This is a genomic window from Cryobacterium sp. TMT3-29-2 (assembly GCF_004564305.1).
GTDB lineage: Bacteria > Actinomycetota > Actinomycetes > Actinomycetales > Microbacteriaceae > Cryobacterium > Cryobacterium sinapicolor.
In genome coordinates, this window is sequence record NZ_SOGK01000031.1 from 66,073 (window position 1) to 81,563 (window position 15,491).

The 15,491-nt window shown below is 69.0% G+C and carries 15 protein-coding genes; 4 read left to right on the forward strand and 11 right to left on the reverse strand.

What is annotated here, in order from left to right:
• Positions 1 to 68: 68 nt before the first annotated feature.
• Genes malQ through E3O67_RS04485 form a run of 4 tightly spaced genes read right to left on the reverse strand, consistent with a single transcriptional unit; the run spans position 69 to position 4,459 of the window.
• Complete coding sequence (malQ, locus tag E3O67_RS04470; protein WP_135102037.1) at positions 69 to 2,216, reverse strand: 4-alpha-glucanotransferase; 2,148 nt, start codon at positions 2,214 to 2,216, stop codon at positions 69 to 71.
• Positions 2,217 to 2,271: 55 nt separating this feature from the next.
• Entirely contained in the window at positions 2,272 to 3,003 is a 732-nt protein-coding gene (locus E3O67_RS04475; protein ID WP_134427218.1) for a glutamine amidotransferase, read from the reverse strand.
• Between the two features lie 32 nt (positions 3,004 to 3,035).
• Positions 3,036 to 4,031, reverse strand: a complete 996-nt coding sequence (locus tag E3O67_RS04480; RefSeq protein WP_198418950.1) for a DUF389 domain-containing protein — start codon at positions 4,029 to 4,031, stop codon at positions 3,036 to 3,038.
• 11 nt (positions 4,032 to 4,042) lie between these two features.
• Positions 4,043 to 4,459 carry a VOC family protein gene (locus tag E3O67_RS04485; protein WP_135102039.1) on the reverse strand — a complete coding sequence of 139 codons (417 nt, stop codon included), beginning with the start codon at positions 4,457 to 4,459 and terminating at the stop codon, positions 4,043 to 4,045.
• A 96-nt stretch (positions 4,460 to 4,555) separates the two neighbouring features.
• Here E3O67_RS04485 and E3O67_RS04490 point away from each other — a divergent pair, with 96 nt between their 5' ends.
• The 3 genes from E3O67_RS04490 to E3O67_RS04500 are packed head-to-tail and all read left to right on the forward strand — an operon-like array spanning position 4,556 to position 6,026.
• Positions 4,556 to 5,515 carry a 1-phosphofructokinase family hexose kinase gene (locus tag E3O67_RS04490; protein ID WP_135102041.1) on the forward strand — a complete coding sequence of 320 codons (960 nt, stop codon included), beginning with the start codon at positions 4,556 to 4,558 and terminating at the stop codon, positions 5,513 to 5,515.
• Positions 5,512 to 5,820 (forward strand): hypothetical protein, encoded by a 309-nt coding sequence (locus tag E3O67_RS04495; RefSeq protein ID WP_134427212.1) that lies wholly within the window; start codon positions 5,512 to 5,514, stop codon positions 5,818 to 5,820. The genes E3O67_RS04490 and E3O67_RS04495 overlap by 4 nt, the downstream gene beginning before the upstream one ends.
• Entirely contained in the window at positions 5,817 to 6,026 is a 210-nt protein-coding gene (locus tag E3O67_RS04500; protein ID WP_135102043.1) for a hypothetical protein, read from the forward strand. Before E3O67_RS04495 ends, E3O67_RS04500 begins: the two co-directional genes overlap by 4 nt.
• Before the next feature lie 274 nt (positions 6,027 to 6,300).
• Here the strand turns inward: E3O67_RS04500 and E3O67_RS04505 are convergent, their stop codons facing one another.
• The 5 genes from E3O67_RS04505 to E3O67_RS04525 all read right to left on the reverse strand — a co-directional run bounded on the left by E3O67_RS04505 (position 6,301) and on the right by E3O67_RS04525 (position 13,096).
• Positions 6,301 to 6,858 carry a hypothetical protein gene (locus E3O67_RS04505; protein ID WP_134427210.1) on the reverse strand — a complete coding sequence of 186 codons (558 nt, stop codon included), beginning with the start codon at positions 6,856 to 6,858 and terminating at the stop codon, positions 6,301 to 6,303.
• Positions 6,859 to 6,932: 74 nt separating this feature from the next.
• Complete coding sequence (locus E3O67_RS04510; RefSeq protein ID WP_135102045.1) at positions 6,933 to 7,382, reverse strand: DUF4383 domain-containing protein; 450 nt, start codon at positions 7,380 to 7,382, stop codon at positions 6,933 to 6,935.
• 143 nt (positions 7,383 to 7,525) lie between these two features.
• The gene (locus tag E3O67_RS04515) at positions 7,526 to 10,906 is read right to left on the reverse strand and encodes an ATP-binding protein (RefSeq protein WP_135102047.1); all 3,381 of its coding nucleotides are present in this window, start codon (positions 10,904 to 10,906) and stop codon (positions 7,526 to 7,528) included.
• Entirely contained in the window at positions 10,903 to 11,601 is a 699-nt protein-coding gene (locus E3O67_RS04520; RefSeq protein WP_135102049.1) for a DUF4194 domain-containing protein, read from the reverse strand. The genes E3O67_RS04515 and E3O67_RS04520 overlap by 4 nt, the downstream gene beginning before the upstream one ends.
• Positions 11,594 to 13,096 carry a DUF3375 domain-containing protein gene (locus tag E3O67_RS04525; RefSeq protein ID WP_135102051.1) on the reverse strand — a complete coding sequence of 501 codons (1,503 nt, stop codon included), beginning with the start codon at positions 13,094 to 13,096 and terminating at the stop codon, positions 11,594 to 11,596. The genes E3O67_RS04520 and E3O67_RS04525 overlap by 8 nt, the downstream gene beginning before the upstream one ends.
• Before the next feature lie 116 nt (positions 13,097 to 13,212).
• Between E3O67_RS04525 and E3O67_RS04530 the strand changes: the two genes are divergently transcribed.
• Positions 13,213 to 13,518: a hypothetical protein gene (locus E3O67_RS04530; RefSeq protein WP_134427200.1), complete on the forward strand. Its 306-nt coding sequence runs from the start codon at positions 13,213 to 13,215 to the stop codon at positions 13,516 to 13,518.
• A gap of 178 nt (positions 13,519 to 13,696) precedes the next feature.
• On the opposite strand, the gene E3O67_RS04535 is transcribed toward E3O67_RS04530, so the two are convergent.
• On the reverse strand, positions 13,697 to 14,161 hold the full coding sequence (locus tag E3O67_RS04535) for an isoprenylcysteine carboxylmethyltransferase family protein (RefSeq protein ID WP_135102053.1): 465 nt from the start codon (positions 14,159 to 14,161) through the stop codon (positions 13,697 to 13,699).
• 47 nt (positions 14,162 to 14,208) lie between these two features.
• Positions 14,209 to 15,491 (reverse strand): HNH endonuclease signature motif containing protein (locus E3O67_RS04540; protein ID WP_135102055.1); only part of this gene is annotated, 1,283 nt, incomplete at its 5' end.

Sequence of the window (15,491 nt, forward strand, 5' to 3'; positions counted from 1 at the left end):
TGCCCGGAACGGAATACGACCCGTTGCAGGTGTGGCGGGAACAGGTTGCATTTCGTGCAGGCCACAGGTCAGGGCCGGGTGCGGATCGCCTCCACCAGGGCGGCGAAGCGGGCGTTGGCGGGCAGGTCGTCGATCAGCACGGACGCACCGTCCGGGCCGGCCAGCGGGATGCGCCAATTCGGGTACTCGTCCGAGGTCCCGGGCTGGTTCTGCGTGCGGCGCTCGCCGACCGCGTCGACCAGGGCCACGCCGAGGAGCGACGAGGGCGTCAACGCGGTGTACGCATAGAGCGCCTCGACCGTCTCCTGCACGGTCGGGGCCGGCTCGGTGCCGACCGGCGGCAGCAGGCCCCGTTCGCGCAGCGCGGCGAGCATGGCGGACTGCTCGGCGAGGTCGGCGGCGCGCTCCACCTCCACCGGGCGCCCGAGCAGGCCGAGCGACTCGCGCAGGGCCACATGGTCGCCGGCGAGGTAGCCCGCCGTCGGCGGCAGGTCGTGGGTGTTCACGCTGGTCAGGCAGGCCTGACGGTACCGGTCGGGGGCCAGCGGCACGTCATTCTCCCGCTCGAACCACAGGATCGAGGTGCCGAAGATGCCGCGTTCGGCCAGGTAGTCGCGCACCCACGGCTCGAAGACGCCGAGGTCCTCGCCGATCACGACCGCACCGGCCCGCTGGGCTTCGAGGGCCAGGATGCCGATCAGCGCCTCGTGGTCGTAGTGCACATAGGTGCCCTCCCCCGGCCCGGCGCCGACCGGGATCCACCAGAGCCGGAACAGTCCCAGGATATGGTCCACCCGGATGCCGCCGGCGTGGTGCAGGATGCTGCGGAGCATGTCCCGGTAGGCGGCGTAGCCCGACTCAGCCAGCCGGCCGGGGTGCCAGGGCGGCTGCGACCAGTTCTGGCCCTGCTGGTTGAACATGTCCGGCGGCGCGCCCACTGTCATGCCCGGGGCGAGCACGTCCCGCAGCGTCCAGGCGTCGGAGCCGGTGAACTGCACCCCGACCGCGAGGTCGTGCACGATACCGATGGCCATCCCGGCGTCCCTCGCCGCGCGCTGCGCGGTCTCCAGCTGCTGGTCACAGAGCCACTGCAACCAGCTGTGGAATTCGATGCGGTCGGCAAGCTGCTCCCGGTGCTCGGCGGCGAAGGGACCGCGAGGGCCACGGGGCTCGACCGACCATTCCGGCGCATCCGTCGGGAACAGTTCGGACAGGGCGCACCAGAGCGCGAAGTCGGCCAGACCCTGACCCTGCTCGGCACGGAATTCGTCGAAGCGGTGGGCGCGGGCGGGGCTGCGCGGCACCTGGTGCACCGCCTCCAGCGCGGTCAGTTTGGCGGAGTAGGCGGAGTCGCGGTCGAGATGGTCCGGCTCCAGGTTGGCCGGATGCTGCCGGAACGCGAGGGACTCGACGACGGCGCGTGCCGCCGGGGCGAGGTAGGCGTACTCGGGGACATCCTCGACCCGGATGTACAGCGGGTGGAAGAAGCGCCGGCTCGACGGCAGGTAGGGGGACGGCTCGACCGGCGGGGCCGGCTCGGACGCGTGCAGCGGATTGACCAGCACGAAGCCGGCGCCGTACTGATCGCCGGAGATGGCGGCCAGGTCGGCCAGGTCGGCGAAGTCGCCGATGCCCCAGCTGCGGGAGGAGCGCACCGAATAGAGCTGGGCCATCAGGCCCCAGTCGCGGCGCCCGGCCAGGTTGCGGGTGGTCTCGAGCACGCGCGGGGTCACGACGAGGGCGCAGTCCGCCGTCCGGTCCCCGCTCGCGGCGTGCAGCCGGTGCCAGCCCAGAGGCAGACCGGCCGGAATCTGGAACGTCGCCCGGCTGGTCGGCCGGCCGTCAACGGTGCGGGGGTTCTCCCAGGTGCTCTGCCGAGACACCTCGTGCCGGGTGCCGTCCTCGGCGATGATCCAGACGAGGACCGACGCACCGGTGCCGGCGTGCACGGGAACCCCGACCTCGCCGCCCTCGCGGAGCACCACGACGGGAGGCAGCAGCCGACGCCAGGGCGCAAGGCCCTGTTCGGTCAGTGCCGCTTCGACCTCGGCGGGCGTGCCGGCGGGAACGCCGAGGGCACCCAGCACCTCACGCAGTGTCCCGGCGTCGACCGCCCGGGAGGTCCCGTCCCAGCCGGTGAAAGAGGTGTCGACCCCGAGTGATCGTGCCAGTTCCAGCAGCGCCGCCGCAGAACGGTCGGTTGGTTCAAGTTCCATGGAACCACTCTAGGTCCGGGACCGGTTCCGGACCCGCGCCTGCCTTGCCCCCGCGCTACCGGCCGAAGCGCAGAACGAAGGCTTTCATCAGGTTGGCCGGCTCGGTGACGACGGAAGCGTCGATCGCCGCGATGACCTCGTCCATACCGTTGGGATTGAAGTAGCCGTATTCGCGGTAGATGCGGATGCGGGTCAGGATGCCGGCGTTGGTCAGTTCCGGATGGAATTGCGTCGCGTAGACGTTCCGGCCGACCCGGAACGCCTGCACGGGACAGTTCTGCCCGGTCGCCAGCAGAACGGCGCCGGGCGGCAGCTGCGAACACGCCTCCTTGTGTCCGACGAAAGCCTGGAAGGTCGGCGCGAGTGCGGCGAACAGCTGGTCGACTGTGCCCTCCTCGGTCAGGGAGATCCAGGTGGGTCCGGCCTCCTCTGACCAAGTGCCGTCGAGCACGCCGCTCAGATGGCCGGTGAGCAGTCCGACGCCGTAACAGGCACCCAGGAAGGGGAAGTCCCGGGCCAGCACCTGGTCGAGGAGGGCAGCCAGCTCGGCCTCGACGCGGAGCTGCACGGGCGACTTGACCGCGGCAGGGTCGCTCGCGTTATACGGGCTGCCGCCCACGATGATGCCCGAGTACTCGTCCAGGTCGATCGACGGCATCGGCGCGGCTTCGAGCCGCACCCGGTGGAGCTGGTCGGGGGTCAGATCGCCGGCCGTGAGGAAACCGGCGTACTCATCGTCGGCGGCCTCGTCCTCGGAACGGGTGGCCAGCAGCAGAAAGGGCTTCACAACATCATCGTAGCGGCGGGCCGGGGCAGCGTTCAGTAGTCGACGGTGTAGGTCGGGGTCAGCACGATCCGCACGGGATTCGGGTCGAGCTCGGCGGCGCGGAGCCTCTCCTCCAGCAGAGTCGTGTCCGGTAGCGGGAGGGCACCCTGAAGGCTCACGATGACCGTGTTGTCGGCGGCGGTCGTGATGCCCGTCAGCATCCAGCCGGCATCCGTCGCCCACCGCTCCGCCACGGCCTGCACGGATGCCTCGAACGCGCTCGACCGGCTCACGTTCACGCTCGACAGCGTCAGAGGCACGAGGATGGTGACGGCCATGGCTGCGGTGACGAGAATGCCGTTGCGCCGGTGCGCACGGCGGGCCCGGGGCGTGGGTGCTGTCTCACCCAGCCGGTTGACGCCGTAGAGCGCCATCACCACGATGCCGGTGCCGAGGATGGCGGCGACATTCGTCAGGAACAGGAGCAGCGCGCCCAGCGACTGCAGGAGCGCCCCGGCCTCGAGCGTGAACCCCACCACCGACAGGGGCGGCACCAGGGAGATCGCGATCGCCACCCCGGGCAGGGCGTCGGCGATGTCCCGGCGGACGAGTGCGATCGAGCCGACCACCCCGGTGCCGAGGGCCGCGAGCAGGTCGATCAGCCGGGGGTGCACCCGCGCGGCGACCTGGGAGTTGTTCTGGGCCACGACGTCGACCGGCAGGAGCAGCCCGACCAGCACGGCGATGCCGACGGCCGCGGCCGCACCGGCCAGCATCAGGCCCATCGACCGGCTGAGATTCTTCGGGTCGCCGAGTACGGTGGCCAGCATGGTGCCTTGAATCGGGACCATCAGTGGCGCGATGATCATCGCGCCGATCACGGTGGCCGTGGAATCGGAGGCGACACCGGCCGCGGCGATGACCGACGCGAGCACGAGCAGAATCCAGAACCGGCTGACCCGCTCGCGAAGACGCTCGCCGTCGAAGAACACGGTCTCCCGCATATAGGCGACGTCGTTCATCGCGAGACGGGTCAGCCGGATGGCCATCTGACGCGGGCCTAAGCGGAGGGGGCAGCGATGTTCACCATCCAGCTCACGCCGAATTTGTCGACGCACATGCCGAAGCTGTCCATCCACGGTGACGGCGCGAGCGGCATGATGACGGTTCCCCCGGCCGCGAGCCCGTCCCAGTAGCCGCGCAGCGCCGGTTCGTCGTCACCGCTCAGCGACACGGAATAGTTCGTGCCCGGCCGGTACCCCATCCGGTTCGGAGTATCGGCGCCCATCAGCACCAGCCCGTCCTCGGTGGTCAGCATGGCGTGCATGATCTTGTCCTGCTCGGCCGGATCGTCGCTGGCCTCGAATTCGGCGAAGGTGCTCATCGTCAGCTCACCGCCGAACACCGAACGGTAGAACTCCATCGCTTCCCGGGTGTTGTCCCTGAACCCCAGGTAGGGATTGAGTTGGGTTGTCATGGTGAAACCTCTCTCGATCGAATGGCGAATGCTTCGATTATCGGCCGAAGGCCGCACCAGCACGAGGCGTGCGGGGAATTCTTCTACGCTGAGACCATGGATTCCCCCCGAGCCGCCGTGCTGCGGCCGATTCTCACCCTGACCGTGAACCCCGCTCTCGACATCAGCACGTCGACCGAGCAGGTGATCAGCGAGCACAAGATGCGCTGCGGCCGGTCACGCCTCGACCCGGGCGGCGGCGGTGTGAACGTGGCCCGGGTGGTGCAACGGCTCGGCGGGCAGGCCCTGGCCGTGTACACCGCGGGCGGCCCGACCGGCGAGTCCTTCCGCCGGTTGATCGAAGCCGAACGCATCCCGACCCTGGCTGTGCCGATCCAGGGCAGCACCCGCGAGAGCTTCACCGTCGACGAGACGGGCACCGGCAAGCAATTCCGCTTCGTGCTGGAGGGACCCGAGCTGAGCGAGACCGAGTGGCGGGCCTGCCTCGCTGTCGTGGGAGAGTCCATTTCGGTGGACGGCTATGTGGTCGCCAGCGGCAGCCTGCCGCCGGGAGTGCCGGACGACTTCTACGCCCGGGTCACGCGTCTGGCGCACGAGCGCGACGCCCGCTGCATCGTGGACACGTCCGGTCCGGCACTGGCCGCAGCGCTCGACGAGGGCGTCTACCTGGTCAAACCGAGTGGGCGCGAGTTGGGCGAACTCGTCGGCGCGACCCTGGACACCGAACAGAGCAAGATCGACGCGGCCGTCGAACTCGTCGCCCGAGGGTCGGCGGAGGTCGTCGCACTGACGCTCGGCGGAGCGGGAGCCGTGCTCGCCACGAAGAGCGGGATCATTCGTCTGGGCGTGCCGCCGGTCACGGTGCAAAGCACCGTCGGGGCCGGAGACAGCTTCCTCGGTGCCTTCGTTCTGCGGATCGCGCAGGGACACCCGGTAGACCGGGCCTTCCGGGCCGCCGTCGCCGCCGGCAGCGCCACCGCGATGACACCGGCCACGGAACTCTGTCACCGGGCGGATGTCGAACGGCTCGAGGCCGAGCTGGTGGCGCTCGCATGAAGCTCACCGCGATCGACCCACCCAGCCGGAGCTTCTCCCGGTGGCTCACCGACGAGGAAGTCGGGCAGGTGCTCGCCTCGAGCCGCGGCTGGAGGCTCGCGCCGGATGGCGGCGTGATGGCCGGCAAGATTCGCAAGACCCGGATCGCCCCGTCACTGACGGCGCTCGGCGCCACCGCCGCCGCCGCGCGCTGGATCAGCCGGGCTTCGGCGCCCGGCAGCGACGGCAGTGGCCCGACGCACATCATGTGGGGCATCTTCAACGCCCGGACCGACGCCGAGATCGCGGCTAAAGTCGGGGAATGACCGCAGTCGCTGCCACCGGCACCCGCACGAACGCACCTCGATTCCCCGGCAACATCTCCCAGTTCGTGACGGCGACGGCTTCGTTCGGCCTGGATTCGGACCTGTCCCGCGGCATCCGGCTGCTCTTCCAGCCGCTGCTGGCGGCGTGGGCGCTCTGGTCGACCGGTGCGTGGCGGGCCTGGCGGGCGCGCCGGAGTAGCTTCTGACGCCGGGCCGGTTGCGAGGCGATACAGCAAAACCGATACCCCATGGGGTATGTTGGGCAGACGAGTTCAACGAAAGGGATCAGCGGATGTGCCGTCAAGTCACCTGCAAGAAGTGTGGAAAAACGACCTGGGCCGGGTGCGGTCAGCACGTCGACCAGGTGATGCGCGGCGTTCGGAGTTCCGATCGGTGCCGCGGACACGAGAACGACGCCCCCACCCCCGGCTTTTTCGCGCGGCTTTTCTCCCGCAGCTGAGTCAGGATCGATCGTCGCTCTCAGTAGTCGCTGGCGGACGGGTCGGTCGCGGCGTCGTGCTTGAGCTTCAGCAGCGCGAAGTCGATGTGCAGGAACACCTCGGTGCGGGCGGCGCGCCGAGCCTCGTAGTCGGGATCATGCCAGTCGATATTCAGCCTGATCAGGCGTGACGACACCGCGTCACTGACCTCGTCGCTGGCGGCTCGCTGGGCCCGCCGCACCAGACGCGCGACCTTCTCGTCGTCGGCGGCCACGGCCTCGAGGGCGTCGGCGAGCTTCTCGTGCACGCGTCGGCGCAATTTGAGCTGCGCGATGTCGTGGTGTTGGTCTTCCGTGAGGTCGGAGGTCCACCGCGATCGGGTGAGTTCCTTGCGCAGGTCCTTGACCCGGAGGGCGTACTGCTCGTTCTGCCGGGTGAGGAGGTGCAATTCATGCCGGGCGGCGGCCGCGTAGCGTTCCGGATCGTAGTCAGCGTGATCGCCGAGAGCACCCACGATGATGTCGTTCTTGACCGCCATCCGAACGGCGGAAAGCGCGATTCTGAGCCCCTCGTCGACGATCACCTTGATTGCGGCCACGCGAAAAATCTTACTCTGCGAGCACGCCGAAATCAGGGCTCCCGCCGTCGAGGGAGAGCCCTGATGCCGGGTTGTTACTCGGTGTCGCTGGTGTAGGAGCTCGACTTCTGCCCCGCGGTCGTCACTGCCGGGGTCACGTGCCGCTCAGCCGCCAGCGCGACACCGAGCAGTGCGGCGCCGGTCACCAGGTTGAGGACATGGTCGGCCGTGTTCAGAGCGAGGTAGTTGAACTCGGTGCCGACGACGAAGAAGCCGATGATTCCCATCAGCAGCAGGATGCCGCCGACGGTGCCATTGACCATTTTCGCCGCTGCGACACTGGCCACGCCGCCGATCAACAGGGCCGCGCCGAGGAGCATGTAGACCACGTTGAGAAGCGGATTGACCTCGAAGGTGCCCAGGAGCAAACCACCCTCCGTCGCCACGAAGCCGACGTTGCCTGTCGCAGTGAAGCCGAGCAGGCCGAGGAGGAGGAACAGAGCTCCGAGGACAATGCCGAACATCCGGTTGAGGGAACTAGTCATTGCGGGCCTCCTTAGGACCACATTGGTTGGTACACAAGGTGTTGGTGGAACATTCCCAGTTTTCGCCCGGTCTTCCCGTCGCGCAAGGCCCCGCGGAACTTAAGGCAAGGCACTGCGGGGATTCAGCCAAGGTGCTGCCGATTTTACGACGAGAACACCGGCGACGAGAGCGGCGTGATGTAGGAGAACCCGGTGGCGTTGTTCTTGGTCATCGAGAGCACCAGCTCCATGTGCGGTTCGAGGGCGGTGACCTTGTCGAGCGGGGAACCGATGATGAGCTGGAAGCCCAGCCCCTTCCAGGCGGCCACAGCCCGTCCTGCGAACTCGGAGTCCGATTTCACGAAACCCTCGTCGAGGAAGACCGGCGCGAAGCGTGGGCGGGTGCGGCTCTCGTCGCCGAGCTGGAACCGCAGGGCGGCTCCCACGACGAACGCCACCAGCTCCTGGGACTCGCCACCGCTCTTGCCGCCGAGCGACGAGTAGGTGCTGACCTCCAGGCCTTCCGGGGTGGTGCGCACGGCGGTGATCTCAACATGCCGGCGCACATCGAGCAGCAGGTCGCGCTGGGATTCCTGGCGAGGTCCATCGGCGGACCGGCGGATCAGGTTCATGAACGCCTGCAACCGGGTGAACCTGGCCTCGGTCTGCTCGTCGGTGAAGGCATCCGTGGAACCGGAAGAGAGCACCTTGAGTTCCTTGCGGAACGCGGTGGCGTCGTCGCGGTGGAGGCGGCGCAACGCGATCTTGAGGCGGTCGCGCCCGGCCCCGAACGGCAGCGTGGTGAGGATCTCGTTGATGGGGCGCAGCCGGTCTTCGATCTCCTCGATGGAGCTGGTGAAGGCCCCGACCAAGGGAACCAGATCCTGGCCGCTCCAGAGCGCCAGCCGGCGCTTCCACTCCTGGCGCCGCTCGTGCAGGCCGAGCGTGTACACGGCGTCGAGGATGTCCCGGTAGCTCGGGTAGGAATCCAGCGAGACGCCGATATTCGGGTCGGGCCAGCGGCTCTGGAAGGTCTCGAAGATGCCGACCAGGGTGTTGCGGGCACCGGCGGCGCTGTCGCGGTCCTGGCTGGACTGCTCGGTGAGGCGCTCACGCAGGCGCCTGACGGCCCCGTCGAACGCGTCGAGATCGTGCCGGTCGGCAACGGCCGCGAACTGGGCGTCGAGGTGGGTGGCGTGCTCCTCCGACAGCGACGGCGCTGCCTCCGGGTCACCATCGATGCGGTCGAGGCGGCTGCTCACGGCATCCTGCCGGTCCACGATGCGGGCCTGTTCGGACACCAGGTCCTGCAGTGCCACCTCGGTGGCGTGCTTCTGCTTCTGGGCGGTCTCCAGCTCGGCGGCCAGCCTCTCCTCCTCGTCCTTCAGCGCGCGCAGCACGTCACTGTCGGCGAGCACACGCTCACGCTCGGCCTGCTTGTCGGTGATGCGGGCATCCGCGGCCTGCACGTCGATGGCCGGCCAGGCCACGTCGACGACGAACTGGTGCGCGGCCCGGCGGGCCCGGAGGCCGGCGAGGCTCGAACCGTGCCCGGAGGCTTCGCGGGCCAGGTTGTCGGCCTCCACCCGCAGTCGGGCGAGTTCCTCGTCGATGTCGTGCAGTCGGGTGCGGCTGGAGAAGCCGATGATCGACTTCTGGTCGCTGTTCCAGCCGTGCGCGCCGCGGGATCCGTTGCGGGTCTGCCCGCTCGGAGTGACCCTGGGACCGTGCCCGACGAGGTCGGCCGCCCTGGCGACGCACTCCGCGTCGAGGTTGGCGGCCTGCACCCGGTCCTGCACCCAGCCACTGAAGGGTGACTCCTTGAAGACGAGTTTTCCGGACACGAAGCGCGGGTCGCCGGCGCTCTGCCGGTGGGCCCGCAGCGGCACTCCCTCGAAGTGGATGCGCACGGGGATGCGGAGCGGGTCGATGGCCAGGCTCAGCGCGCGCAGTCGGGTCTCGTCGACGAGCATGACGCGCACGACGGAGGCCAGGGTGACCTCGGCCGCCTGCCGCCACGCCTCTTCGCCGGGGGCGAGGTCGATCAGTTCGGCGAGGAAGGGCAGCTCCTCGGCGGGGATGCCCGTCGCCTCGGCGATCATCAGGCGCGCGCTATGCAGATGCTGCGGAACCAGGCTCGCCCGCCCGGACAGGAACTGGCGCTCCTGCTTCAGGGTGCGGAGGCTCTCCTCGACCGGGTAGGCGGTGCGCTGCAGCGCGGTGCGCGTGTTCTCGAGGTCGGCCTCGGCGGCAGGGAAACCAGCCAGGAACCCGTCGGCGGCGACGCGGGCCAGGTCGAAGTCGTCGGCGGAGTCGATGGACAGACCGAGTGGCCGGATGCGCTCGTCGAACTTCGCCCGCTCGGCGGCGATGTCGTCGCGTTTGTCGGTGAGCTGGCCGAGCTCGTTCTGCAGGCTGACGAGCACGTCGCCGCCGTTGTCGCGCTGCTGGCGCTGCAGGTCGGCGACCCGCGCTTTCAGTTCGGTCTCGGCATCCCGGGCCGTCGTGGAGAGAAGCCGGGTATCGCGGCGCGCCACCCGGTTGGCGTCGGCAGCCCCCTCGAGCAGGCCCTGCTCCGTGCGGAGCTGCCAGAGCACGAACGGGGTGTCGCCGGAGCGGTGCACGCCGAAGGTGTCGATCAGGTCGGCCTTGTCGGTGGCCGCCTCGTAGTCGCGATGCAGGTCAGGCAGGCGTTCCAGCACCTTGGCCTTCTGCGCCTCGGCGACCATGGCGCCGTAGGACCGCTCGAGGTCTTCGAAGTGGGCGACGGCCTTGTCGGCGGCCGCGTAGGTGGCCGGTTCCTCGAGCACCATGGACTTGTAGAGCCCGTCGACCGTCTTGACCTGCTGGCCGGCCTGGATGCGGGCCAGCAGCCGGAGAGCCTTGCCGCCCTCGCCGTTGGCGCCGATGCCCAGGCGGGTGTACAACGTCTGGGCGAACGCCGCATAGGTGTCGAAGACATCCAGTTCGGGGAACCGGGATTTGAGGGCGCGCTTGTCGAACCGGGACTCGGTCACCTCGGCCAGGTCGCGCAGATCGAGATAACCGTCGATCGTGGCCATCTTCATGGTGATGTCGGCGAACCGGGTGCCGCCACGCGGCACGAAGTAGGCCCGCAGCACGGTGAAACGGCGCTGGTTGTCGTCGATGAACGTCATCGACACGGCACCCCAGGTGGACTCGTGGGCTCCGCGGAGCACCTGGTCCTGCAGCTCCCCCGTGCCGGCCTCCCGGTTGGCGTCGGTCTTGCCCTTGAGGTAGGTCATCAGGCTGCGCTGGTCGGCGCTGCGCGCCCGCCCGGAGCCCGCGTCGTTGGAGGCGCCGTTGAACGGGGTGTCCGAGGGCATCATCAGGGCGAGGTACGCGTCCAGCAGGCTGCTCTTGCCGGTTCCGGATGCCCCGGACACCAGGGTGGCGCTCGGCGCGAAGGCAACCTCGTGGTGGCCCTGGAAGCCGCCCCAGTTCACCATCTGGAAGGACTCGGCGCGCCACTGGGTGGTGCCCTCGGTGAGGCCGTCGACGAAGAACAGCGGGGAATCGGTCATGAGAGGGCCTCCGGCATGGCCTCGGACAGGAGAGGCAGATCGTCAAGATCGGTGGGTTCGGGATCGGCGTTCTGGGTGACCAGCCACTCCAGGAGTTCGCTCAGCCGTTCGACCGGCAGCAGCACCTCGATCACGGCGGAGATGCGGAACCGGTCCGGGTCGCTGGTCTTCAGCAGCACGCGCGCCTTGGCGAGGCTGTCGACCGCGGCCGTGGCCTTGCGGGCGTCGCCCCAGCGATCGGTGGCGTGTTCGGGCCGGAAATGGCCGACGTTCTCGACCAGGTTGTCGCGGTCCACGATGACGATGTCGTGGCCGTTCGCGCGCTCGCTGCGGAATCGCTGCCGCAGCAGCACAAGCAGGATGGTCTCCTCCCGGGTGTAGGACACGTCGTGCAGCAGGGTGGGGAACCGGTCGCCGCCCTCGGCGACCGCCTGCCGTTTGAACGCCACCTCGTAGTGCAGGTCGACGTGCAGGTCGAGGAACATGTCGTTGAGGCGCGACTTGAGCAGACCCTGTGAGCGCAGCAGCGTCTGCCACTCGGACGGCTGCAGCGCGGCGGAGATGTAGCGGTGCTTCAGCAGCAGCACCAGGGTGCGGCGCTGCTCCACGGTGAGCCCGCCCTCGTCGCCCTCGAACAGGGAAAAGCTGGGTGAGTCGGTATCCGTGAGGTCGTCAGCGGTGGGCTCGTCAGTCATTGTCGGTTCCGTAGTTCAGGGCGGACAGCGCCGCGGTTTCGTCGTCGTTGAGCATGATTCGGGGCACCTCGAAGCTGCGGGTGGAGCCGTCCGGACGAACGGTTTCGAACCGCTCGAGCGTTTGCGCCCGGCTGACCGCGTCGATCTGGGTGGCGATCTGCAGCATCCCCAGGATCTCGACCGGGCGGCGCAGGGTGGCGTCGAGGTCGTTGAACGCGTCGCCGACGGATGCGGCCTCGCCCTGGCTGAAGGCCGTCACGATCGCGTCGCGCAACTCCCCCAGCAGCGGGCCGCCCTGCTGGCGCATCTCGTCGAGGCTCGGCGGCGCCGGGGCGTCGTCGGAGACATCCTGCAGCTCGGGTGGCGGGCGGTGCGCGCCCGGGTCGTAGAAGCGTTCCCGGAGATGCGGGGCGTCGAGGGTTCCCGGCATGAGTTCGGCGGTGACCATGGAGCGGGGCCCGGCGGTCTGCATCCAGGTGGCGAGTTCCTTGTTGATCTCGCGCAGCAGGCGTTCGAGTTCGCGGTCCTTGACCACGTCGTGGTTGACGATGTGCTCGCGCAGCGTGGTGGTGAGACCGTTGCGCTGGGTGAGCACGTCGTCGATGCCCTTGCGGATCAGGCGCACGGTGCCCATGAAGCTGCGGCGATCGATGGAGCTGAGTTCGAGGGCGAACGGATGCAGCAGGATCGTCTCCAGATCGTCCTTGAGCTCCTGGAGCAGGTCGTCGTTCCGCAACAGCATGAAAGCCCCCTCGAAGGCGCGACCTTCCGGGGTTGAGGTCATCAGGGCATCCGTTTTGGAGAGGTATTCGTCGAGGACCTCGCTGATCGGGCGCTCCTCGCCGCGGAAATCGTTGACGATCTGCCGGTGCATGGCGGCGACGGATTCCTCGACGCGTTTGAAGTCGCTGGGCAGCTGGCTGATCAGATCGATCAGGTTGGCGTAGCCCTCATGCATCTGCGCGTTGGAGACGGGTGCGATCTCGCCGCCCGCCGCGAGACGCTCACGCTCAGCCGTCTTCTCGGCGATCTCCTGGTCGAGGCGACGGATTCGCTCCTCCCGGTCCGGGTTGGCCTGCGTGGCGCGGTGGCGCACCGTGTCGACGATCGTGGTGAGACGGGACTCGCTGATCAGAGCCCGATCGCGGGACAGGCTCTCAACCAGGAGCAGCGCCTCGAGCGCGTGTGAGGTGAGCGAGTAGTGTTCCTCGGCGCCCTCCCCCGTTTCGCGGTAGAGCCACTGGTCGTTCATCCACTGCACGCACAGGGCCCGGCCGGTCTTGCCCGGCACATCGCTGCCGACCGAGCGCAGGTCGGCGAGGTAGGCGTCAACCTGGGTGTGCAGCAGATCGGCCTGCACGCTGCGGCGGTCGCGGCTGAAGGACGACTTGAACACGAAGAGCACGAACGGCGCCCACTTGCGATCCAGCAGGCGCAGGGTCGGTTTGTCGAAGGCTTCGCGCACCCGCGCCAGTTCGCCCGCAAGTTCGCTCATTGTAGAAGTTCCTTTCCGGGCCTTCTCAAGGGTAACCGCCCCCGCGCGCAAGCAGACACGCGGGCAGGCGCGAACGGCGCATGTGAGACTGTCAGGACAAGCCGAAGGAGCACCACATGACCGACCCGCGCGCGAACATGGAGGGCAACAACCTGCTGGGTCTCGGGGCGCCCAACCTGGACTGGTCGAAGTCGCCCGGCCGGGTGCCGGGTTTCTGGGTGTCGGTCGTCAGCGTCGTGCTCGCGGTGGTGCTGCCGTTTCCCGCGCTGTTCGTCGCCCTGATCGGGCTCTCGCTCTCGCTGCGGGCCTTCAGCGTGATCCCGGCCGGCGCGACGGGGCGCGGTCTGGTGCTCGTCTCGCTGGCGCTGTCGGGCGCGGCGATTCTGGCTGTCGTGGTGCGCCTGGTGCTGGTCTTCGTCTAACGGTCGGCCAGGTCAGCGCAGGCTCGACCCGGCCGCTCAGCGAGTCGCGGGTCCCGCCCGCGTGGTGCTCCGCCCCACGGCCCGAACGAATTCGACGGTGATTCTGCCCGGATCGGCCTTGAAATCGGCGAAAGGGCAGTTTCAAGCCAAAATCTCCGTCGAATTGGTTCGGCAACCCTCACGGCTTCAGCCGGCCCACCCCTGGGAGGAAGCGGCCGACGCGGGTGCCGTAGGGGGCGTAGTCCGGGTGCTCGGCCACGAGCATCCGTTCTTCCCAGCGCGCCTTGCCCGCCAGCAGCAGCAGGAGGGCGAGCCAGGCCACGAGATGCCAGACCGAACCGCCGAGCAGCACGAGGCCCAGGCCGCCGATCATCAGACCGGTGTAGATGGGGCTGCGCACGAGACCGTAGACACCGGTGGTGACCAGAGGCGCGTGCTCCCGCGGAATCGGGCTGGCGGTGAGGGCCGGCCCGAGACCGAGCACGCCGAGCACGGCGAAGACCGCGCCGGCGAGGGCGAGCACGATCGCGGCCACGACAACGCCGAGGTTCACCGGCCACAGTCCGCCGTGGGGCAGGAGGGCCAGCGCCAGAAGAAGCAGAACCTGGGCCGACACCAGGGCAATCGCGAGCGCACGGTTCATGGATCGAGGCTACGCCCCGGACTGCCTGCGGTTTCTCACCGCCGACCCTAGAAGGGCGGTGGATCGTCGATCACGCCTGGAGGCTCGAAGGGCACCGCCGGATCAGACTGGTAGTGCAGCCCACTGGGCGCGGTCCAGGCGAGCACCCCACCCGGAAGCTGGGTCGCCGTCCAGGTGGTCTGGGTTTTCAACCGGTGGTCGGGGGCACAGAGGTTGGCGAGATTGTCGTAGCGGGTGATGCCGTCTTCCTGCCATTCGTGAGTGTGGTCCATCTCGGCGCGGGCCGCCGGCCGGTTGCAGCCGGCGAATCGGCAGGTTTCGTCGCGGATCACGAGCAGCCGCCGGAGGTCTTTGGGCACCCGGTACTGATTTCGGCCCACCGACAGCATCACGCCGGTCTCGGGATGAACGAGAATGCGGGTGAAACTCGGCGCGCCGGCTGCCAGTCCGCGGGCCGTCTCGGGGTCGATCGGCCCGCACCCCTCGAGGTGGCCCGGCTCGTTGCTGCGGCCGAGGAGGGTGAGCACGGGCACCGTGACGTTCACGGTGGCGCGGACGCCCCGGCCGAGGCCTGCGGGAGTGACGCCGTCGACCATGAGGGCCGCGAGGACATCCGCGCGGAGCTGGGCCAGGGCACGCGGTTCATCCGGACCCTGGAGGCTGGCCGCCATGTCGCTGACCCGGTGGAAGATCGCCTGAGCAACCGGCAACTGCTGGTAGGTGTGCAGCCAGCCCATGCCGTCTGCGCCGGGCTCGAACACGAGGGTGCGGTCGGCCTGGCTCTTGGTGCGGCGCAGGGTGATCGATTCCGGATGCGACGTCTCCCGCAGGCGGCGGGCCGTGCGGTCGAATTGCGGGGCAGTGAGTCGCTTCGCCTGGGGCAGCATCTCGGCCTCGAAGGCGGTGCGGGCCGCCTCGGGAAGGGAACTGGCTTGCTCGATCAGAATCCGCGCATGCGCGTAGCTGATCTGGCCGGCCGCGAGGGCATTGCGGCTGGCGGTGAACGTTCCGGTGAGCGCCTCGCTCTGCGCCATCAGGTTGGCGGCCGAAGCCTGAGAGATGTGCAGCGCGCAGGCGAGTTCGGAGATCGCGGTTCGGTAGGCGATCTCGAGGGCGTCCCAGCGGGAACCCGGCACCCCGGCCGACACCGTGCCGCAGCGGGCAGCGCTGTCGGTATCGCCGTCGACGTCCGGCGTGAGCCCCAGCGCAACGGCGTCGGCCCGCGCCGCCCGGCGGGCACGATCGCGTTCGGCGGCGAGCTCGTTGGACAGGCACCAGGCCCGCACCTCGTCGACGGCCTCGGCCCGCGCCGCCGACGCCGCGGCGAGCA

Bases quoted from the DNA above. Each gene is read 5' to 3' on its own strand.
- malQ (WP_135102037.1), bottom strand. From the start codon at position 2,216: ATGGAACTTGAACCAACCGACCGTTCTGCGGCGGCGCTGCTGGAACTG.
- E3O67_RS04480 (WP_198418950.1), bottom strand. From the start codon at position 4,031: ATGGCCATCCGGCTGACCCGTCTCGCGATGAACGACGTCGCCTATATG.
- E3O67_RS04485 (WP_135102039.1), bottom strand. From the start codon at position 4,459: ATGACAACCCAACTCAATCCCTACCTGGGGTTCAGGGACAACACCCGG.
- E3O67_RS04490 (WP_135102041.1), top strand. From the start codon at position 4,556: ATGGATTCCCCCCGAGCCGCCGTGCTGCGGCCGATTCTCACCCTGACC.
- E3O67_RS04495 (WP_134427212.1), top strand. From the start codon at position 5,512: ATGAAGCTCACCGCGATCGACCCACCCAGCCGGAGCTTCTCCCGGTGG.
- E3O67_RS04500 (WP_135102043.1), top strand. From the start codon at position 5,817: ATGACCGCAGTCGCTGCCACCGGCACCCGCACGAACGCACCTCGATTC.
- E3O67_RS04510 (WP_135102045.1), bottom strand. From the start codon at position 7,382: ATGACTAGTTCCCTCAACCGGATGTTCGGCATTGTCCTCGGAGCTCTG.
- E3O67_RS04515 (WP_135102047.1), bottom strand. From the start codon at position 10,906: ATGACCGATTCCCCGCTGTTCTTCGTCGACGGCCTCACCGAGGGCACC.
- E3O67_RS04520 (WP_135102049.1), bottom strand. From the start codon at position 11,601: ATGACTGACGAGCCCACCGCTGACGACCTCACGGATACCGACTCACCC.
- E3O67_RS04525 (WP_135102051.1), bottom strand. From the start codon at position 13,096: ATGAGCGAACTTGCGGGCGAACTGGCGCGGGTGCGCGAAGCCTTCGAC.
- E3O67_RS04530 (WP_134427200.1), top strand. From the start codon at position 13,213: ATGACCGACCCGCGCGCGAACATGGAGGGCAACAACCTGCTGGGTCTC.
- E3O67_RS04535 (WP_135102053.1), bottom strand. From the start codon at position 14,161: ATGAACCGTGCGCTCGCGATTGCCCTGGTGTCGGCCCAGGTTCTGCTT.